Genomic DNA, 21,509 nt, shown 5'->3' on the forward strand with positions numbered 1-21,509 from the left:
TCGAAGACTCAGCATCCCTTCCAGGCATGAAAAGTTAGCCTAGCCTAACTTAGGTTTACCTAACTACCTTCTCGCCACGCCTGCCACAGCCGCGCGTACCGGCCGCTCAGAGCCACCAGCTCCTCGTGCGTGCCACGCTCCACGACCCGTCCGGCGTCGAGCACGGCGATCCGGTCCGCCGCCATCGCCTGGGTCAGCCGGTGCGCCACGAACAGCGTGGTCCGCCCCGCACACGCGGCCAGCACGGCCCGCTCCAGCTCGGCGGCGCCCTCACTGCCCGCCTCCGCGGTCGACTCGTCGAGGACCACCACCGGCGCCCGGCCCAACACCAGCCGGGCCAGGGCGATCTGGGCGACCTTGGTGACGTCCAGGCGCTCACCGCCCTCGCCGACAAGGGTGTTCAGCCCCTCCGGCAGCGCGTCGACCCACCCGCCGGCGCCGACCGTGCGCAGCGCGTCCGCCAACTGGGCGTCGGTCGCCTCCGGCGCGGCGAGCCGCAGGTCGTCGGCGAGCGGACCGGAGAACACATGCGTCTCCTGCGTGAGGATGCTCACCAACGCACGCGAACCGGCCTCGTCCAGAGCGGCCAGGTCGTGCGACCCGATACGCACCGATCCGCTCTGCGGGGTCCCGATGCCGGCGATCAGTGCGGCCAGGGTGGATTTGCCCGCGCCGGTCGCCCCCACCAGAGCGAGTGAACCGCCCGCCGGAATGGTCAAGTCGACGTCGCGCAGGACCGGTTCATCGGTGTCGGGATAACTGAACGTCAGCCCCTCCACCGTCACGGGATACGTCACAGCGTCCGGCACGACCTCGGCGGCGGCGACGGCTGCTGCTGCTGCGTCGTCGTCGTCGTCCGAACGGTCACCCACCAGCCGGTCCTGCGCGTCCTCCCCGAGCACCCCGACCAGCCGGGTCAGACTCGCGCCCGACTTCTGCGCCTCGTCGAAGGTGAACATGATGGCGCCCAGCGGGGTGAACAGCCGGTGGAACATCAGCGGGGCGGCCGACACCTCACCGAGGGTGGCGGCATCGGCCTCCAACAGGGCGTACCCCACCACAAGGATCAGGACGAGCCCGATGAACTCGGCGCGGTTCTCCCTGCCGACGAAGCGGCCGAAGAACCGGAACACCTCGACACCGAGATCGCGCACCCGCCACGACTCACGGGTGACGCTCTCGCGGACGGACTCCTCGAGGCGGTACGCCCGTACCGTATCGATGCCGTTCAGCCCACTGATCAGCGCCTGCGCACGATCGGCCTGAGCCACTCGCTGCTTGCGGTAGAGGGGGGCGGAGCGCGGGAGATACCAGCGCAGCGCGAGCGCGTACGCGGGCAGCGCGCCGGCGCCCGCCAGTCCGAGCCGCCAGTCCAGTCCGAACATGCCGACCGTGGCGATGAAGACCAGCACGCCCGCCGAGAACACGGTGGGGACGGCCGTCCGTATGCCCTTGGACAGCACGGCGACGTCATCGCCGACGCGCGACAACACGTCGCCCCGGCCCACCTGTTCGATCCGCGCGCTGGGCATTCCCAGTACCGCCCGGACGGCGTGTTCGCGCAGCCGCGCGAGCAGATCCGCGCCGAGACGCCCGATCAGGTACGTCGATACGGCGGTGGCCGCCGCGCCGAGCAGCGCGGCGGCCCCCATCAACACCCCGATCGTGACCAGGATCGAGCGCGATTCGCCCTCGACCACCCCGTCGACCACCCGCCCCAGCAGGAGTACCGGGAGCACCTGGAGCGCCGCCCCTGCCACGGTGGTGAGCACGGTGGCGGCCGTCAGCCACGGCGTTTCGCGGCAGTGCGCCACGACCCACCGGGTGGCCTCGCGTCCGGTCGCCGTGCGCAGAGTGGCCGTGCGCGGGGCCGCCGGGGCCGCCGGGGCGACATCGGTGCCGGTGGCGCTCACCCGGAGGTCACCATCGCTTTCGTCATCGCTACTTGACCGACTTGACGAGCTCGTCGATCGCGTACGGCAGGGAGAGCAGGGTGCCCTGGGACATGGCCGCGCCGATCGCGGGGCCCTCACTGTCCAGCAGGTACGACACCTTGTCGTTCTTGACCGCGGGCAGGTTGGCGAACAGCTCGAACTTCTTCAGCGCCTCCGTGTCCGCCTTGTCGTTGATGACGAAGATGCGGTCCACGTCGATCAGATCCATACGCTCGGGGGACAGTTCGGTGGAGAAGCCGCCGTCCGCGATCTCGTCGATCTTGGTCTGGTACGTGAATCCGGTGCCCGTGATGAGCTGTCCACGCACGTCGGTGGAGGTGAACGGCGCCACCGAGTCCTTGTACCAGGACACCGCGACGGCGGTCTGGCCGGCGAACTCCGGGTTCTCCTTCTTGGCCGTGTCGAGCTTGTCCTGGATGCCCCCCACCAGCTCGGTGCCCTCGTCCTCCTTGCCGAGCGCCTTGGCGATGTGGACCGCGTTGTCCTGCCAGGGAGCGCTGAAGGGCTCCTTCTCGGCCTTGGTGCGGCCCACGGTCGGGGCGATCTTGGAGAGCTTGTCGTAGGCGGCCTGGTCGATCTCGGAGTACACCGCGATGATCAAGTCCGGGCGCAGGGCGGCGATCTTCTCGTAGTTGGGGCCCGAGTCACCGTTCTTCATGATGACTTCGGGGCGGGTGTCGCCCCACTTGTCCTTCACCCACGGCCACTGGGTGTTGATGTCGGGAGACTGGCCCTCCGGGTTGGGGTACTGGTCGACCATGCCGACCGGCTTGATGCCGAACGCCAGGATGGCCTGGTCGTCGGTGTAGCCGACGGAGACGACCCGCTGCGGAGCCTTCTTGACCTCCGTGGATCCGAACGCGTGCTCCACGGTGACCGGGAACGCGCCGCCGGCGGTGGCGGGCGGCGCGTCGTCGTTCGACGTGTCCGCCGAGTCGGAACCGCACGCCGTGAGAAGGCCGACGCCGAGGGCCGCGGCGGACAGTGTCGCCGCCAGTCGCCGCCATGGCTTCGCGAGCGTCGTTCTGTGGAAGAGCATCCGGGATCCCTTGCGTTCGCACTGTCCGCTGCACCTTGTGTTAGGGCAGCCAAACCTTATCCTGAGCAGGTGAGGTTAGCCTAGCCTAACTTACGAATTGCGTTGACCGGCACGCGGGTTGAACCGGGACGTACGGACACACGCCCTTCGTACGTCGCTAAACGTGCGTACGGCCGAGCGGCACGATGATCGGGCTGTCGCCCACCGGGGCGTCGATCACCTGGGCGCGCAGCCCGAACGCCTCGTGCAGCAACTCGGCGGTGATCACGTCACGCGGATGCCCCTGCGCCAGGATCGACCCCTCGCGCATCACGATGAGGTTGTCGCTGTAACGCGTCGCCAGATTGAGGTCGTGCAGCACCATGACCACGGTGCACCCCGACTCGTGCAGATCGTCCACCAGGTCGAGCACGTCGATCGCGTGCGCCAGGTCCAGATACGTGGTCGGCTCGTCCAGCAGCAACAGATCGGTGCCCTGAGCCAGCGTCATCGAGATCCAGACGCGCTGGCGTTGCCCGCCGGACAGCGAGTCGACCGGACGGTCGGCCAGATCGGCCACCCCGGTCATGGCCAGCGCGCGCTCCACGACACCGGCGTCGTCGGACGACCACTGCCGTAGCCAACTCTGGTGCGGATGGCGCCCCCTGGCGACCAGATCGGCCACCGTCAGCCCCTCGGGCGCGACCGGCGCCTGCGGCAGCAGACCGAGCTTTTTCGCCACGTCCCTGGTCCGGAGCCGGCCGATGTCCTCGCCGTCCAGCACGACCGTCCCCCGGGTCGGCTTGAGCAGCCGGGTCAGGGTGCGCAACAGGGTTGATTTCCCACAGCCGTTGGGGCCGATGATCGTGGTGATCACCCCTGGTGGGATCGCCACGTCGAGACCGTCGATGACGGTCCGGGCGCCGTACCCGACCGTGACGTCCCTGGCTGCCAGCCGTACGACGCCATCGGCGCCGGACCCGCTCGCGGACCTGATCTCGGACCTGACCTCGGGCCCGATCGCCGACTCGGCGACGGATCCGGTGCTGGACTCGGTGATGGACTCGGTGATGGACTGAACGGCCACAAGCCCCCCTTATTAGGTTTGCCTAACCTTTCTATCATCTATCTGTCTGTCGGAGGTTGGCCCTGACAAGCAGATAGACGAGGAACGGGCCGCCGATCGCGGCGGTGACCACACCGACCGGGAGACTGATCGGCAGCGCCGCACGCGCGACAAGGTCCGCACCGGTCAGCAGCAGCGCGCCGACCAGACCGGAGGCCACCAACGGCGGTGTCGGATACCTCACCAGACGCATCGCCACCTGCGGCGCCACCAACGCGACGAACGCCACCGGGCCCGCCGCGCTCACCGCCACGGCGGCCAGCAGCACCGCGCACAGCAGCAGGACCGCCCGCACCGCCGCGTACCGGACGCCCAGGCCCGCGGCCACCTCGTCGCCGAGATGCAGCGGCTTGAACTGGAACGCGGCGCCCGCCACCACGACCATGAGGGCGAGCGTGCACCAGAGCGCCACCCGCACCTCGTCCCACGACCGGTTGTCCAGCGAGCCGACCAGCCATACCTGCGCCCGCGCCACGTCCCTGATATCGGCGTTGACCAGCAGCCAGGTGGTGACGGCCTGCATCATCGCGCTCACCGAGATGCCGATGAGGATGAGCCGGAAGCCGTCGATCCCACGCCGCCACGCCAGGAAGTACACCAGCAGCCCCGTACCGAGGCCGCCGCCGAGCGCCGCCGCCGACACACCCACGGAGCTGACCACCGCCGTGGCGGTGCCGCCCGACACCGTCACCAGGAACACCGCGACCGCGCCGGCGCCCCAGGTGATCCCCAGAATGTCCGGGCTGGCCAGGGGGTTGCGCGCGACGGACTGTGTGATCGCCCCGGACACCCCCAGCGCGATTCCCACGACGAGACCGGCCAGGGCGCGGGGCATCCGCAGATCCATGATGACGAACTGGTCCACCTGCTCGCCCCGGCCGAGGATCGTCGCGATCACGCGCCCCAGCCCGATGGGGAAGTCGCCGACGCCGATGGACAGGCAGAACACCAGGAAGGTCGCGGCCGTCAGCAGCAGCGTGACCAGCACCATCCAGGGCCGCCATACGAACGACAGCCGCCCGACCCGTACGCCCGGGGTCACCGTTCGCTTCTCGTCCTTGACACCGGCCCCGACGCCTGTCCCAACCTCTGTCTCACTACTCATGCGCTCTTGAACTTTCCTCGCCACACGAGGCCCGCGAAGAACGGGGCGCCGAGGAGGGCGACGACGACGCCGGAGTCCAACTCGCCCGGCCGCACCACCAATCGCCCCACGATGTCGCAGACCAACAGGATCAGGGCTCCGAGCACACCCGCGTACGGCACCAGCCAGCGGTAGTCCGGACCGGTGAGATAGCGGGCCACATGGGCCACCATGAGCCCGAGGAACGCGATGGGGCCGCAGGCCGCCGTCGCCGCTCCCGCGAGCAGGGTGATGGCGACGATGCCGATGGTCCGGCTCAGCGCGATGTTCACTCCCAGCCCGCGCGCCACGTCGTCACCGAGGTTGAGCAGATTGAGGGCGGGCAGCGTGATCAGCGCCAGCACCAGCCCGACCGCGATGAACGCGGTCACCGGCCAGATGACATCGAATCCGACACCGGCCACGGAGCCCGAGTTCCAGAACCGCAGCGCGTTCAGCGCCTTCTGGTCCGACAGCGAGATCGCCGTGGTCATCGCCATGAGGAACACGGTGATCCCCTGCCCGACCAGTGCGAGCGTCAGCGGGTTGCCGGCGCCCCGGCCGATGCTCGACACACCGAACACGACGACACCGGCGACCGCCGCCCCCAGGAAGGCGAACCAGACGTACTGGAACGGGTTGGTGAACCCGAACAGGGCGATCGCCGACACCACGGCGAACGACGCGCCGGCGTTCACACCCAGCAGACCCGTGTCCGCGATCGGGTTACGCGTATACCCCTGGATCAACGCCCCGCCGACCCCCAGGGCGACGCCCACCACGACCGCGAGCACAGTCCGGGGCACCCGCACCGTCCGCACGATGAGCCTGATATCGGTGAGCCGCTGATCGGCGTCCGGCGCCGCGAACAACCCGTGCCACACCTCGGTGGGACTGAGCGAACGGGCGCCGACCGCCAGCGACACCAGTCCCGCGATCACGAGGATCACCACCAGCGCGCCCAGCCCCATGGCCCGCCGGTGCCTGCGGGCCTGTGTTCCGCCCTGAGGCAGCGGGCGTTCTGCTGCGGTCGTGCTCATGTCGACGTACGTCATCCCTTTGATCTACGTGGAAAACATGGCCAGTTGGGCAGCTCACGCCCTACTGCGCCGAGCCTCGCCGGAGGCGGACTTGACGCCCCGCTCGAGCAGCGAGTCCAGGATCTCGCCGACCCGGATCGCGGTGTTGGACAGCAGGGACGACGTGATGCCGTGCGTGTGCTCCGTACCGCCCTGGAGGTAGATGCCGCAGCGCAGGTCGAGATCCGTCGCGACGCGGTAGTCGCGCTCGACGCGTACCCGTCCCTCGTCGTCCCGCAGGCAGCGCTCCGCCACCTCGCCGAGAAGACCGACGGGGTCGGCCTGGCCGTAGCCGGTGGCGAACACGACGACGTCCGCGTCCAGGAAGGTCTCCTCCCCCGTGACAAGGGACTTGACCGTGGCACGGGCCTTGTCGGGCGTCTCCTTGACGTCGACCAGCCGGGAGACGTTGATGAAGCGCAGCCGTTCGGTGCCGAGGACCTTCTCCCGGTACATCTGCCGGTACAGGTCATCGATCAAGTCGATGTCCACGACGGAGTAGTTGGTGTTCCCGTGGTAGTCCATGAGCCGGCCCTTGACGTCCTCGGGAGCGGCGAAGTACTGGTCGACCGCCTCGGGGTCGAAGATGCGGTTGGCGAAGGCGCTGTCGTCGGCGGGGCTGTAGCCGTAACGGGAGAACACCGCGCAGATCTCGGCCTTCGGGAAGCGGCGGTGCAGATAGGCGACGTTCTCGGCGGCGCTCTGCCCGGCGCCGACGACGACGAACCGGGAGGGCGAGGTGCCGTCCAGCCCGTCGGCCAGCCCCTCGACCTTCCTGAGCAGTTCGGAGTTGTGCCACACGCGGTCGCCGCGCTCCACGCCCTCCGGCATCTGGGGACGCAGCCCGGTGCCGATGACGAGATTGCGGGCCCGGTGGACCACAAGCCCCTCCCCCGACCGGACGGTCACATCCAGATGGTCCACGGTTCCGTCACGGACGACCGGTGTGACGCCGACGACCTCGTGCCCGTACGACACCATGTCGTCGACCTTGGCGGCGGCCCACTCGAAGTAGTCGTGGAACTCGACCCGCAGCGGGAAGAGGTTCTTGTGGTTGATGAAATCGATCAGCCGGTCCTTGCTCTGCAAGTAGCACAGGAAGCTGAACTCACTGGTCGGGTTCCGTAGCGTCACCAGGTCCTTCAGGAAGGACACCTGCATGGTCGCGTCATCGATCAGCATGCCCCGGTGCCAGCCGAAGGACGGCTGCTGCTCGAAGAAGTGAGCGGTGACCGACTCCTGCCTGCCGACGCGTGCGTTGTGCTCGCTGACCGCGATCGACATCGCCACATTGGACGGCCCGAAGCCGATGCCTATGAGGTCGTAGACCGGTGCTGCGTCGCCAGGAAGAACCTGTGACATGTCACTCCCATTCGTGGGGGGGGCAGGTAAGACACAAAAGGCGCGAAGGGTGGCCACGTCGACGAAGCGACCCCACCCTGAACTTAGGTGAGCCTAAGCTAATCCCTGACGACTGTCGAGTGGATGGCCGAGCCCCGGCGCCCGCCGACTGGCCTGCCAGATCGGCCAGTTGCAAACTAAGGTAAGCCTTGCTTAACTACCCTCGGTCATTCCCTGCTCCGAGGAGGAACCCCATGCGGGTCGTCATGTTCGGTTACCAGACCTGGGGGCACCGCACCCTGCGAGCCCTTCTGGACTCCGAGCACGACGTGGTGCTGGTCGTGACGCACCCCAAGAGCGAGCACGCGTACGAAAAGATCTGGAGCGACTCCGTCGCCGACCTCGCCGAAGACCACGGCGTCCGGGTGCTGATCCGCAACCGCCCGGACGACGACGAGCTGTTCGACCGCCTCAAGGAGACCGACCCGGACATCATCGTGGCCAACAACTGGCGGACCTGGATCCCCCCGCGGATCTTCGGCCTTCCGCGCCACGGCACGCTGAACATCCATGACTCGCTGCTGCCGAAGTACGCCGGTTTCTCCCCGCTGATCTGGGCACTGATCAACGGCGAGCCCGAAGTGGGCGTCACGGCGCACATGATGGACGACGAACTCGACGCGGGCGACATCGTCCGGCAGGAGACGGTTCCGGTCGGCCCGAGGGACACCACGACCGACCTCTTCCACAAGACCGTCGACCTTATCGCACCGGTCACCATCGGCGCGCTCGGCCTTATCGCCGCCGGGCAGACGGAGTTCACCAAGCAGGACCGCTCGCAGGCGAGCTTCTTCCACAAGCGGTCCGCCGAAGACATCCGCATCGACTGGACCTGGCCGGCCCAGGACCTCGACCGCCTGGTCCGCGCCCAGTCGGAGCCGTATCCCAGCGCCTACACCTTCCACAAGGGCAAGCGCCTCGAAGTCCTCGCGGCGGTGGTGTCCCAGGGCCGCTACGGCGGTACGCCCGGCCGCATCTTCTACCGCGAGGGCGAGGGCGTGGTCATAGTCGCCGGCGCCCACGCCCGCACCGGCCGCAACCACGGCCTGGCCATCACGCGCGTACGCACCGAGGAGGGGCTTGAGCTGCCCGCGACGGAGTACTTCACGTCGATGGGCGGCTACCTGACCACCCGTGTCTGACGGCTGCTTCTAGCCGAGGGCGTCGATCCAGGCGTCGCCGGGCGGGGGTACGAAGAAGTAGCCGCCGCCGGTGGTCAGAACGTACTTCGCCAGCGCCTCCCCCTCCAGCCGCCGCTGGACCGCCTCGAAGCCCTTGGCCAAGTCCCGCTGAAAACAAGAGAAAACAATGCCGGTATCGCCATCGCCCCGGTCGTAGCTGTAGCTGCGGCGTACGAGCGGGGGCGGATCGCGGCGGTCGGGGGCGGCGAGCCGTACGTGCGAGTCGAGCGGTGTCAGCCGGCCCTTGGGGTCGGCGGCGAAGTTCGGCTCCTCGCGGACGGGAGTCCCGTCGAGCCACTTCCCGTCACGCCGCCGGCCGATGATCCGCTCCTGCTCGTGGACGGAGTCCTTGTCCCACAACGCGGTGGCGAAGCGTATGACCCGTACGACCTGATAACTCCCGCCAACGGCCCAGCCGGGCTCGCCCTGCCCGTCCCGGACGAGGGCCCGGTCGGCGACTTCCCGCTCGGATTCCGGATTCCCGAACCCCTCGGTGAAGTGAAACGGATTACGGGCAAGCCCCCGCCCACCCTCGACACGATTGTCCGCCCGGAACCCGTCGATGGCCCAGCGAACGGCCCAACCGGACTGCTTGGCAACGCCCTTGACGCTCTCCACGGCCTTACGCACGGCCGAGGCGTCCTCCCCCGCGACCCGCACGAGAAGGTCCCCGTGCGACTGCGCGGGATCGAGCAGATCCCCGGCGAAGGACGGCATGACCTTCAACTGCCGAGGCGCCCGCGCCCCCGCGCCCTCGAAGAGGGACGCCCCCAAGGCAAGGCCACCCCCACCGACGGCCCGCACCTCCCCCACCAACGCCCTTACCGCAAGGCCCACTTCCCCACCGGACCCCCGGTCAAGGACGACGAACCCCGCCCGCCCCTCCGGCTGCTGCGCACCCAGCACCCGCGCCGCAGCGGCGTCGGCTCCCGCCCCGGAGCGCTCGTCGGCCTCTGCCGGGGGACCCCCCGCACGCACTGCGACCACACCCGCGCCCACAAGTCCGAGCCCAACGGCCGCCCCGGAAACCACCAACGACCTACGCCGCACCCGTCCCCCTCTCCTCATACTTCGTTAAGAGGCTACTCCTCGTCTCTCCCCAACATGATCTGCACCTTTGACGGGAATTGCAGATCATCCACCGATACCGAACAAAGCAAAGGCCCTCGGGTCCCAACAAATTGCATTCGGACGTACTCATTCGGGTCGTGCAATACCAACCACCCCGACGGGCATGACAGTCGCCCTTCGAAGAGCATTGCAGGCAGTTTCGTCGGAGGAACCGACTTCCACACCTCACATTCCACCGGACCGTCAACGCTAGCCTGGACACCAAAGATGAGCGAACTTCCCGCTCTGTGCCAATGACTCGCTTCCGGATCCCAGCCCGTGACGTCGTCTTCACTTACCGCATCGCGCAAGATCAGGCATCCGTGCTCTACTTTCGCCAGGAATGAAACTGCGGGTCCATTGGCTACCATTCCTTTTTACTCCTTCCTTGTGAAATCTGCGAGACAATGCCGCCCTGCCGTCGAGCACAGGGCAGGCAATGAGGGTACGCCGTCTGAGGGAACCCAGGAGGAACGAGACTGGACGGAGGCTGGTGATCCGGGATCCAGTCCCCGTCCTTGGTCCCAGGGGTCTTGGCGGGGCAAGTGTGGCAACCGTGGGCGTTTCCTGATTCAGTGATCAAATCTCGAACACCATCTGCCTCAATGTCGCCGTTTTCCAGGGCTACCCCCTCGCGGGCATTCGGCCCAGCACCCAGCGTAAGATCGCACTTCTGGCCTGGCGTTGCATTGTGAACGAGTACCGGCGTGACGCCTGCATACACGTAGTACGTGTGGAGGTCGTCGACGGTGAGATTGTAGACCGCCAACGACTTGGTGTGGTGGGTGACTGCGGTGATCTGGACCCAGGTGCCGGTGCTGGTCTGGAGCCATTGGCCTGCGGTGAGTTCATCCGCCTCGGCCCAGCGGCCGAGGGCCGGAACCCAGAAGGGGTGGCCGTCCGTGGCGGTGAGGGTGTTGGTCTTACCGCCGGTCAGGGTGATGTCGACCAGTTGTTTGTCGCCCGTGCCCTTGATCAAGGCCGTCACCGGACGGGGACCCGACTCCCCCGTCTCCGGGTCGGTGGCAAGGACCTGGTCGCCGATCCGGATGTCCTTGATCGGTTTGCGGGTGCCGTCCGCCAGGAGGACCTGGGTGTCGGCCGTGAAGCTGTTGGGGAAGCGGAAGCCCTTCCCGCAGCTCGGCAGCTTGATCTTGCCGAGCATGCCGCCCGCGCAGCCCAGCGCCGCCGACGTGCCGACCTGGCCCCAGTTGACCTTCCGGCCCGACAGCCGCTGGCCCAGCCAGTCCAGGCCCGCCTCGCCCAGGCCGCCGATCACGCAGCCTGCCAGCATCGGGGAGTTGCCCGTGGGGTCGGTGTACGTCGTCGGGGAGCTGAGGGCGTACTGGTAGAGGTTCGTGCCGCCCGCGTAGCCGATCGGGTCCTGGGAGATGAAACGGCCGGACTCGGGGTCGTAGTAGCGGTTGCGGTAGTACAGCAGGCCCGTGCCGTCCGACTCGCGGCCAGTGAACGTGTACGGGTTGGTCGAGTCCGCCCCCGAAGCGGTCGGCTGGCCGTACGGGTCGTAGGTGTAGCTCGTGGCGACCGTGCCGTCCGCGTTCGCCAGGCCCACCACACTGCCCAGCGCGTCCGTCAGATAGACCTGCGTCGCACCGTTCTCCGTGCGGGTCAGATACTCGTCCAGACCCGACGTGGCCACCGTTGCCGAAGTCGCGCCCGAACCAGTCTGTTCCACCAGCGGGTTCGAGCCATCGGTGAGGTACTTCTGCGTCGTGTCGCCCAGCTTCTTCGAGCTGCGGATGCCCAGCGGGTCGTAGCCGAACAGGGCGGCCGGACCACCTGCGGCCGACTCCACACCCGACAACTCGCCCCGGGCGTTCCAGGCGTACGTCCTCTTGCCGTCCGACGTGAGCTGTCCGTCAGCGTCGTACGTGAAGGAACGGCCGCCCAAAGACGTAACCCGGTTGTCCTTGCCGAACACCGCGCCCGTTTCGGCGGCGGGGAGTGCGACGGAGGCGAGGCTGCCGGTCAGGCCCGTCTGGAGGCCCCTGGTGTCTCGGGTGTAGGTGAGGTCGCCGACGCCGGTCGTGCCCTTCGTGTAGTCGATGGCCTGGACGGTGCCGGTCTTGTCGAGTGTGGTGGTGCGGCTGATGCCGCCCGGCAGGCTCGCCGTCTTCTCCCGGCCCACCGCGTCCAGACCGAACGTCACGGCCTGGCCGCCCGAGGTGACGGACGTGAGGATGCTGGAGGTGTCGTAGCCGTAGAGCGTGGTGCTCCCCGCCGCCGTCATCTCCTTGCGGCGGTCCGCCGCGTCGTAGTCGTAACCCACCGTCCCCGTCGGGCCGTTGACCGTCTTCAGCCGGTCGTACACGTCGTAACCGAACGTCTCCGTGCCCGCCTGCGTGTCCGTGACCGTCTTCGGCAGGTCCACGGCGTCGTACGCGTACGTGGCCGTGGACTCGGCCACACCGGCCGCGTTCACGCCGTACTTGGTGTTCTTCGACCGGCCCAGCAGGTCGTACTCGGCCGTGGCGACCTGCCCGGAACGGCTGGTCACCTTCGTCAGCCGGCCCGCCACGTCGTACCCGAACAACGCCTGCGCGCCCAGCGGGTCCGTCACCGACTTCGTGCGGTCCGCGTCGTCGTACGCCCAAGTGGTGCTGTTCTGCCGGGCGTCCGTCAGTGTCTTGAGGTTGCCGTTCTCGTCGTATGCGAGAGATGTCGACTGGCCGAGTGGGTCCGTGAGTTGACGGGTCTGGTTCAGCGCGTCGTACGTGAGCGTCGTACGCGAACCCGCCTCGTCCGTCATGACCGTCGGACGGCCCGCCGCGTCCAGGAACTGGCCGCCCGTTCGGCCCTCCGCGTCCTTCACGGAGACCAACTCGCCGTGGCGGTATGTGTACTCCGTGACCGCGTTCGACGCGTCGGTAACGGTCTTGATCTGACCGTCCGGTGTGTGAGTGAGGGTCGTCTCCCGGTTCTCGGGGTCCGTGACCGTCCGCAGATCACCTTCTGCGTCATACGCGAGTCTCGTCTCGTTGCCCAACGCATCGGCGAGGGAGGTGGGTTGGTCGTACGGGCCGTTGTACACCGCCGTACCCGACTGGCGCGCCTGCGCCGTACCTGCCAGCTCCGTCGTGCGCGTGACGTAGCCGTTCGCGTCGTACGTCAACTCCGTGCGCCGGCCGTACGGATCGGTCACCGCGTCGATCCGGTGCTTCGGGCCACGGTGGTACTGCGTGGCCCGTGCCAGCGAACTCCCGTACGCCTCGGTGTCCTTGACGCCGTAGCCGTCCGCGTCGAACTCGACTCGCCGCACGGAGCCGCCCGGCTGTGTCACGCTCGCCGATGTGACCTTCCCGGCACCGGTCTGCGTGTACGCGAACGAGTACGCCGCGCCCTCGGTGAGGGTCTGCTCCTTCACCCTGCCGTCGGCGTAGAACTCGTTCGTCATGTACGTGATGCCACGGGCGTCGACAGCCGTTTTGATCCGGTTCGACGTGCCGTCGTACGTGTACCGGCTGACCTTGCCGGCCGCGTCCGTCACCGTCTCCAGACGGCCGGCGCTGTCATACGTGTACGAGGTGCTGCGGCCGGTGTTGTCCCTCGCGACGGAGACACGGTGCTGGGTGTCGTAGTCCAGCGCGATCCACCGTCCGCCGGATGCGGTGATGCGGGTGATCTCGCCGTTCCTGCCGTCCCTGCGGGTCAGCTTGACCGTGTTGCCGTGCCGGTCACGGATCTCCTTGAGCGCCGCGTACTGCGGGAACACCCACACCGTGCCGTCGCGGAACGTCAGGTCCCAGCCGCCGTTGAAGCCCTTCCAGGTGATTTTCGAGCCCTGGAAGTCGGACGACGTGTCGAGCGGCTCGAACTCCGCGTTGGTCCAGTCGTTCCCCGACGAGGTGCGGGTGAAGTGGGTCTTGCTGCCGCCCGGCAGATAAAGATCCACTTCGTCCCATTGCTTCTCGGAGTGCAGAAAAGCGTTGTAGGACAGGTCGCGGCCGATACCGAAGGCACGCTTCTCCTTGTCGCCCTGCCAGTAGGTGCGTGTGACGTCGGCGGAAGCGTTCGAACCGGCGACCGCGAGGTCGGTACGGGAGTCGGTCAGCAGGCCCGTCGACAGCTCGACCGGGTCTCCCGACAGCCAGTCGATGACATCCTCGATCCAGGTGTCTTCCCACGGAATGAGGTCGTCGATGTTGAACATCGCGCCGTGGAAGGCCCATACACGGGTCTTCTTGTCGGGTATGACCTGACGGCCGTCCGCCGACACCTCACCCGTGCCGTAGACGTACCAGCCCTTCTTCTTCGGGTCGTAGTCCTGGAACTTGACCCGAGTGCCGGGGGCCTCACGCGTGTAGTTCGGGTAGATGATCTGCGCGCCCTCGGGGAAGACGTACGTACCGCCCGGCTGCACGGTGAAGTACACCGGCACGATGCCGTTCTTCGGCAGCGGGAACGGCGGCCGGTCGATCGGGATCGCCGTGATCCCCAGCTCCGTGACCGGCTTCCCCTTCTCGTCGCGGACCACCGAGCCCTTGGGGATGTGGACTTCGAGACCTGGGATCTTCGGGGTCTTCAGCACGACGTCGGCCTTGGCCGGAGCCGCGAACCTCACCGTGTTCTTCGTGTCCAGCGGAGTCATCCACACGGGAAACCCGAGATCGACCGTCCGGCCCGCCTTCGGGGTGATCCGGATGTCGTAACGGCCGTAACTGCGCTTGGAGTTGTTCGCACTCGCGCCGTCGACCACGAGGGTGGTGGACGTGTCGGCGATACCGCTCAGCACGAACCTGCCGCGCGCGTCCGTCTTCGCGGACTTCTTGCCGACGGAGACCGTGACCTTCGCCAGCGGCTTGCCGTCGAGCTTGAGGACGTGACCGGTCAGCGCGGTGGTCTTGGGCGGGGCACGGAGCCCGGCCGGGCCCTTGGGGGCGTCGCCACGCCGGGTCAGCCAGTCGTAGCCGGCGAGGTTTCCCTTGTCCGGCTGCCAGGCGTCCGGGCCGCTGGGAGTGGTACGGGTGGCCGGGGGTGCGGTGTCGTCGCCGACCGTCTTCGGCTTGTCCGGCGAAGCGTCGGCCTTGTCCGCACCGGTGAGCGCCGCGGCTGCCGTCAGACCCAGGGTGTAGGTGCCGGTCTTGAGAGTGTTCGGATCGACCGTGAGCGTGTACGTGCCGGTGGCCGGGAGCGTCGGCAGTGCGTACGTGACGGCGGTCGCGCTCATCGAGCGCCCGTCGACCAGCCACTTGCCGTCCGGGCCGTACACGGACAACGACCAGGCGGCGGGCGGGGTGTTCAGACCGAGGGTGAGCTTCTGGCCCTGGGTGCCGGTGAAGGTGTAGCGGCCGTTCTGGCCCGCCGTGGCGATGGTGACGGGTTTACGCGTGCCTGTGGTGGCCAGTGCTCCACCGTCCGCGTCGGGGATCAGCGTCGCGCTTGTGGTGCCGGTGACCGGCTCGCTGGGACGTACGAACACCCGGTGGGTGCCTACCGTCAGCGGCGCGCGCAGGTCGGCCTCGGCGGACGACGTCCTGGTAAGGGAGCCAAGACTCTCCTCCGTACCGTCCGGAGCGCGGTGGACGAGCGTCGACGTCTTGGCGAACGTGGTTGTGTCGAAGACGACGGCCGCGCCGGCGCCGGCGACCACGTCTGTCCGGTACTCGAGCTGCTGGCCGGCGCGGGTGATCTGCCCGACGCGCGGTGCGGATCCGGCGGTCAGGGTGCCCGCCTGGACCGGCTTCGACAGCCAGAGCGTCATGGCGCCGTTGGCTGCTTCCTCCGGTTCGAGGAGCAGGGTGTACGTGGTCCCCGGCGTGAGGTCGTTCACGTAGTACGCCTCGGGCGCCGTACGGGCCATGCGTCCGACGGTCGTTCCCGTGCCGCCGGCCGGGCCGAGGAGAGTGATCTCCGTGATCTCCGGCATGGTGTTGGCGGTGATGCCGATACCGAGGGACGCGGCATCGGGTGCGGTGAACTGCGCCCGCACGCGCTGACCGGCGCGGGCGGTCGTGGTGGCCTGCTGGGGGCCGTCCGGTGTCAGCGTCGTCCGCACGTCGGCGGAGAGGATCATCGACAGGGCTCCGACCGCGCCGTCGTTCGGGTCGGCGTACAGGCGGTAGGTACCGGTCTCCGGAAGCGGCGGGAGCCCGATGGTGGCCGACGCGCCGGCGGACACGTTGACTCCGTCGACGACCTTCGCACCGGACGGCGCGACCACCGTGACGTCCACGTACTCGGTGAAGGTGCTGCCGGTCGCACCGAGGGAGAGGGTGTCACCCTGCTGGCCCTGGAAGACCGTCTCCGCGTCCTGGCCCGTGCGGCCGACGTCCATCGGAACGGCGGAACCGGCCACACTGAGCTGGGCCACGCTGACCGGGCGGGAGAGCGACAGTGACACCGAACCGGTCGCCAGATCCCCGTTGGGGTGCACCGCGACGGTGTAGACGCCGGTGTCCGGGAGCGGTTCGCTGTCCCAGTCCTCGGTGCCTTCGGCGGGGGTGTAGAAGGAGCCGACCTCGGATCCGTCCGGGCGTCGGATATCCAACTGCACGGAAGCGCCGAAGCCCGCGGCCGTCGCCCCCAGGGACACGCGCTGACCCGCCTCGGCCGAGAACCGGGCGAGTCCGTCCTGCCCCGCACGGGTGAGCGACACGACGACAGGCGGTCCCGTCAGTGCGAGCGTGCCGGCGTCCACGTAGGGCGACGCGGTCACCGTGAGGGTGCCGCTGCCGCCCTTCGCGGGGTCCAGCGCCAGGGTGTACGTCCCCGACTGCGGGAGCGCGTCCACGTCGATGGCGCCGCTCGCGCCGGTGATGGAGGCCGACTCGAGCTGGGCGCCGTTCGGACCGTACAGCCGCGCGGTCAGTCCACCGGGCATCTGGGCGGCGTCGATCGCCAGGCTCAGCGAGGTGCCCAACGCGCCGGTGAACGTGAGCAGTTGGTCCTGCCCCGGCCGGGTGAGCTGCGAGATGACCGGTGCTCCGGAGAGGGTGAGCGCGGCGGTCTTCGGGCTCGACACAACGACGGTCGCGGCTCCGATGTTGCTCGATCCGGGGTCCAGTATCAGCGAGTACTGGCCGCTGACCGGCACATCGGTGAACTCGCCGTCGGCCTGCTCTCGCGAGAAGGCGAAGGAATCCACGCGCTTGTTCTGCGGATCCATCAGTCGGGCGTTCACCGTCGAGTTGAATGTGGAGCCCGTGATGCCGATGTTGATGTCGTCACCGGCGAACGCGTTGAAGACCACCTGTGCCTGATTGCCCGCGGTGGTGACCGACACCGTCGGCGGGGTCTCGTCCCCGACCGTGGTCTCCTCGGACGTCTCGATCTCACCGCCACCGTCGCCGTAGAGGATCCGGAAGCTGGTGGCGGAGGTCGCCTCGCCGTCCGGGGTGGCGATCTCCAGCGGGCCGTTCGCGGCCCCGAGCGGCACTTGCACGGTCAGTGCCGTGCTGGTGCGGCTCACGATCTCGCCGATCACACCCCCGGTGAACCGCACGACGTTCTCCGATGCCGCCGGGGCGAAGTTCGTCCCGGTCAGCACCACGCGAGAGCCCACGACACCTGACGTCGGCTCGACCTTCGTGATCGAAGGGCCGGGCGTGGCCAGGGTGAACGACTCGGGGGACTGCGCCGTCGTACCGCCCGTGGTCACCGACACCTTGCCGTCGGCGGCACCCGCCGGGACCGTCACCACCAGGCGGGTCGCGGACGCGGAGGTGACCGTGGCCGTCGTCGTACCGAACTTCACCGAGTTGGAGGCCGGGGTCGGGGAGAAACCGGTGCCGGAGAGGGTGACCTCCTTGCCCGCCTGGGCGCGGACGGGGACCAGGGATAGGACCGACAGGGTGCTCGACGCGAAGCGGTCTACGCCGAGGCGGTTGCCCGCCGCGTCGTAGCGGTAGCGGGCCGTCTCGCCCGCCGGGTCCGTCACGCCGACCAGCCGCGACGCCGCGTCGTAGGCGTACACGGCGTTCTTCGTCGTCGGCTCGGCCGCCGCCGCATCCGCACTCGCCGGGGCCACCGGGCCGACAGGAGCCGCCGGGGCGTCGACCAGTTTCGGCGTGGAAGCGCCCGGCGGCGGGGCCGGTGGCGGTGGTGCCGCTTCCGCCGAGACCAGGCCCGCCGACAGGGCCAGCGCGAGCAGACCGATCGTCAGCGACCGTCTACGTGCGGACAGCCGTCTGCGTGCGGACAGCCGTATCCCAAAGCGTTCGCCGTGCATGCGCACCGCGTCCCTCCCCGGAGCCCCCCCATGCGTCACCAAGGACCCATGACGCTCACACTCCCCATGCGAGCGGTCACAACTTACACACAATCCGTCACAGCAGGGCGGAAAATGACAAGATCACGCCAACAGCCTTGAAGGGCAGGGCGAAGACGGCCGGATCACGCTCCCGCGAGGCCGACGCGTTCAGCGGATTCGGGGGGCCACCAGGCCGGACTCGTAGGCGAGGACCACCAGTTGGGCGCGGTCGCGGGCCTGGAGTTTCGTCATCGCGCGGTTGATGTGGGTCTTCGCGGTGAGCGGGCTGATCACCATGAAGTCGGCGATCTGGTCGTTGGACAGGCCCTGCGCGGCCAGGGCGACGGCCTCGCGTTCGCGGTTGGTCAGCTCCTCCAGGCCCTTGGCGACCCCTGTGCTGGGCGGCTGGGCGACGTACCGGCTGATCAGCATTCTGGTGATCGACGGTGAGAGCAGGGCGTCCCCGCGTGCAGCGACGCGTACGGAGTGCAGGAAGTCGTCCGGCTCGATGTCCTTGACCAGGAATCCGGCGGCGCCCGCGCGCAGCGCGTTGAAGACGTTCTCGTCGAGGCCGTAGTTGGTCAGGATGACGACGTGGATCTGGGCGAGGACCGGGTCGGCGGCGATCTGGCGGGTCGCCTCGATGCCGTCCATGACCGGCATCGAGATGTCGATGAGGGCGAGGTCCGGCAGGTGTTCCCTGGCGTGGGCCAGGCCCTCCTTGCCGTTGGCGGCCTCGGCCACCACCTTGATGTCGTCCTCGGCGTCGAGAAGCGCGCGGAAGCCGCTGCGAAGGAGCGGCTGGTCGTCCACGAGCAGGACACGGATCACGAGACCCTCACCATGGGGAGTTCGGCCTGGACGGTGAACCCGCCTTCGACGCGCGGCTCCGCGCGCAGCCTGCCGCCGAGCGCGGTGACGCGTTCGCGCATCCCCAACAGCCCGACACCGGGTACCAGTTCGGCGCCGGGATCGGCCGTTCCGTCGTCGTCGATCTGGATGGCGACAGCGTCCGAGCGGTAGTCGATCCGGATCGACGCGGTGGCCGCGGCGGCGTGCCGGGCGGTGTTCGTCAGGGACTCCTGGACGATGCGGTAGGCGGTCCGGTCCACCGCGTCCGGCACGTCGTGTCGCTGTCCTTCGATCGTCAGCGTCGTCTTCAGCCCTATTCCCAGGGCCCGTTCGACCAGTTCGGGGAGGTGGTCGAGACCGTGCGCGGACGTCTCGCCGTCGTCGCGCAGCGTCTCCAGCGTCGCCCGCAGTTCCCGCGTCGCCTCGCGGCCGGCCTGCTGGATCGCCAGCAGGGCCTCCGGTACCCGCTCGCCGCGCTTGCGGGCCAGATGCACGGCGACCTCGGCCTGCACCTTGACGATCGAGATCTGGTGGGTGAGCGAGTCGTGCAACTCCCGTGCGATGTGCAGCCGTTCCTCGGTCGCACGCAGTCGCGCCGTCTCCTCGCGGGTGCGCTCGGCTTCGTTCGCCCGTCGCTCGGCCTGCCACAGCGCCTCACCGGCGGCGCCGGCGGCGATCAGCCAGGCCAGTTCGAGGACGCCCCGGGCCTGTACGAACGCGTCGCCCGCGGGCCCGTCGCCGGGTGAGGCCATGACCGCGAGCGGGAGGGTGAGCAGCAGGGCCACGCTCGTCACCAGGGTGATGATCCGGTGCCCCGACCGTACGGCGGCGTACACCGCGAACAGGTAGGCGACGGCGGGCACTTCGAATCCGACCGCGTTGTATCCCAGCGCGCACAGCCCGGTGACGGCCAGGACGGGGACGGGAGCCCGGCGGCCGAATGCCAGTGCCAGGCCGCTCGTCACGACGAACGCGTATCCCAGTACATCGAGATCCCTGGCGGCGTGATCCTCGGCCAGCGCGGTGATCAGCAGCATCGCGGCCACGCAGACCGCGATCACCCAACCTCTTACCTGGGCCCAGACACTGGCCAGTCCTGTGCTCATACGGGCACCTTAGCCGGATCTCGCCACATACAACTCCTGCTGGCGGACGAGTAGTTGACTACCACGCCCACGGTACTTTTCGCGGGGTCCGGGAATCCGTCAGCCGGCGGAATCGGATTGCGTCCGCGCTCTCTGCTCGAGTTCCTGGGCGAAGTCCAGCCAGGCTCCCGCGCACGACCGGGCCAACTCGGCGACGGAATATCGCCAGTGGGGCGGTACCGCGTCGACCAGCCCGCACCACTCGACCGGCTCGACCATGTGACCGTCGACCCATCGGACGAAGGCGCGGCCGTTCTCCGCGTACTTCACCGCGGGGTCACTGCTGAGATTGCCCCGCACCGCGCGCCAGTCGCCGCTCTGGGGGGGGTTCCGCTGCGGAGTGCTGCCGTGCGGAGTGCTGCCCTGAGGCATGTTGTTCTGTTGGGTGTTCCTCGGCTGGGCGTTGCCCGTGCCGTGTCGCCGCCGCGGGTCCACCCCGTCGTGGGGCGACGGCCTGTGCGCCTCGGCGGTGGGCGGCTGAGGGGCCAGGACGGGGTCTCGGCCCGCCTGAAGCCGTTGGCGCACGTCTCGCGCCGTCCCCACCGAGATACCGGCCTCCCTGGCGATGGCGCGCAGGGACGCGTCGGGCCTCATGGCGATCACCTCGCTCGCCCGCCGTCTGCCTGACGAACCGTCCACGGGACGCACTCGCCCGTCTCTCCCCACGCGACCGCTCTCCCGCTCCGCCGCCGGGACGAACGCACGCCGGCGGATCGCGCTCACCGTCGTCGGGGACAGCCCGGTGGCGGCGGCGATGGCCCGGTCCGACCATTGCCGGTACATGGTGAGGACGCGGCCCGCCGCCGCCTCCCGGTCGGCCAGCGAAAGCGGCAGCCCATGCTTGATGTTGGCGTTGACGGAGAGCAGAAAGGCTTCGTTCTCGTCACCGTCGAAGAACTCGACAAGGACATTCTCGTCGCCCCGCAGCCTGGCGACTCGCAGCCGATGCATACCGTCAATGACCCGCATCGTGCTCCGGTGCACAAGAATCGGCGGAAGATCCTGTGTCCCGGCCAACAGCCTTACATGTTCGGCATTCTCCCCGGCCAGTCGGGGTGAATCACCGGGAAGCAGGGAGGATATCGGCACCGAAACGGTGGTCCTGCGGTCCGACGCGATCGGGCCCCGCGCATGCGCCTCGCGCGCCGGGAATCCCTCACTGGTTGAGTTGCCGGCCATCTCCAGGGTCTCCACATTGCCCCACATCCGAACACTCACCTATCAATAGGTAGGAGCTGATGCACGTACGGAAACTGCCTTCCCTCCGCATCATCGGCGCAGGGTCGCACCGCGAGCAACCCCCGCCGCCG

General features: G+C 68.6%; 12 protein-coding genes. 1 reads left to right on the plus strand and 11 read right to left on the minus strand.

All coding sequences use genetic code 11. The features are described 5' to 3' along the window. Window positions 1–59: 59 nt before the first annotated feature. From OG329_RS02585 to OG329_RS02610, 6 genes are all read right to left on the minus strand, one after another. Entirely contained in the window at window positions 60–1,913 is a 1,854-nt protein-coding gene (locus OG329_RS02585) for an ABC transporter ATP-binding protein (RefSeq protein WP_405792379.1), read from the minus strand. Between the two features lie 28 nt (window positions 1,914–1,941). After that, window positions 1,942–2,994: an iron-siderophore ABC transporter substrate-binding protein gene (locus tag OG329_RS02590; protein WP_405792381.1), complete on the minus strand. Its 1,053-nt coding sequence runs from the start codon at window positions 2,992–2,994 to the stop codon at window positions 1,942–1,944. 157 nt (window positions 2,995–3,151) lie between these two features. Next, window positions 3,152–3,970, minus strand: coding sequence for an ABC transporter ATP-binding protein (locus tag OG329_RS02595; protein WP_405801620.1), 819 nt, complete (start codon window positions 3,968–3,970; stop codon window positions 3,152–3,154). A 124-nt stretch (window positions 3,971–4,094) separates the two neighbouring features. Further along, complete coding sequence (locus OG329_RS02600; protein ID WP_405792382.1) at window positions 4,095–5,204, minus strand: FecCD family ABC transporter permease; 1,110 nt, start codon at window positions 5,202–5,204, stop codon at window positions 4,095–4,097. Next, window positions 5,201–6,262 carry a FecCD family ABC transporter permease gene (locus tag OG329_RS02605; RefSeq protein ID WP_405792384.1) on the minus strand — a complete coding sequence of 354 codons (1,062 nt, stop codon included), beginning with the start codon at window positions 6,260–6,262 and terminating at the stop codon, window positions 5,201–5,203. The genes OG329_RS02600 and OG329_RS02605 overlap by 4 nt, the downstream gene beginning before the upstream one ends. A 54-nt stretch (window positions 6,263–6,316) precedes the next feature. Further along, the gene (locus tag OG329_RS02610) at window positions 6,317–7,663 is read right to left on the minus strand and encodes a lysine N(6)-hydroxylase/L-ornithine N(5)-oxygenase family protein (protein ID WP_405792386.1); all 1,347 of its coding nucleotides are present in this window, start codon (window positions 7,661–7,663) and stop codon (window positions 6,317–6,319) included. Window positions 7,664–7,896: 233 nt separating this feature from the next. Between OG329_RS02610 and OG329_RS02615 the strand changes: the two genes are divergently transcribed. Further along, a complete protein-coding gene (locus OG329_RS02615) occupies window positions 7,897–8,844 on the plus strand; it encodes a methionyl-tRNA formyltransferase (RefSeq protein WP_405792388.1) in 948 nt (315 codons plus the stop codon). Window positions 8,845–8,853: 9 nt separating this feature from the next. On the opposite strand, the gene OG329_RS02620 is transcribed toward OG329_RS02615, so the two are convergent. The 5 genes from OG329_RS02620 to OG329_RS02640 form a co-directional block, all read right to left on the minus strand. Continuing rightward, entirely contained in the window at window positions 8,854–9,657 is an 804-nt protein-coding gene (locus OG329_RS02620; protein ID WP_405792389.1) for a Dyp-type peroxidase, read from the minus strand. Between the two features lie 700 nt (window positions 9,658–10,357). Then, window positions 10,358–18,181, minus strand: coding sequence for an RHS repeat-associated core domain-containing protein (locus tag OG329_RS02625; RefSeq protein ID WP_405792391.1), 7,824 nt, complete (start codon window positions 18,179–18,181; stop codon window positions 10,358–10,360). Between the two features lie 189 nt (window positions 18,182–18,370). Further along, complete coding sequence (locus OG329_RS02630; protein WP_405792393.1) at window positions 18,371–19,033, minus strand: response regulator; 663 nt, start codon at window positions 19,031–19,033, stop codon at window positions 18,371–18,373. Next, entirely contained in the window at window positions 19,030–20,160 is a 1,131-nt protein-coding gene (locus OG329_RS02635; RefSeq protein ID WP_405792395.1) for a sensor histidine kinase, read from the minus strand. Before OG329_RS02635 ends, OG329_RS02630 begins: the two co-directional genes overlap by 4 nt. A 99-nt stretch (window positions 20,161–20,259) precedes the next feature. Continuing rightward, window positions 20,260–21,150 (minus strand): hypothetical protein, encoded by an 891-nt coding sequence (locus OG329_RS02640; RefSeq protein WP_405792397.1) that lies wholly within the window; start codon window positions 21,148–21,150, stop codon window positions 20,260–20,262. Between the last annotated feature and the right edge of the window lie 359 nt (window positions 21,151–21,509).

The organism is Streptomyces sp. NBC_01506, from assembly GCF_045040295.1.
In the GTDB taxonomy this organism is placed as follows: domain Bacteria; phylum Actinomycetota; class Actinomycetes; order Streptomycetales; family Streptomycetaceae; genus Streptomyces.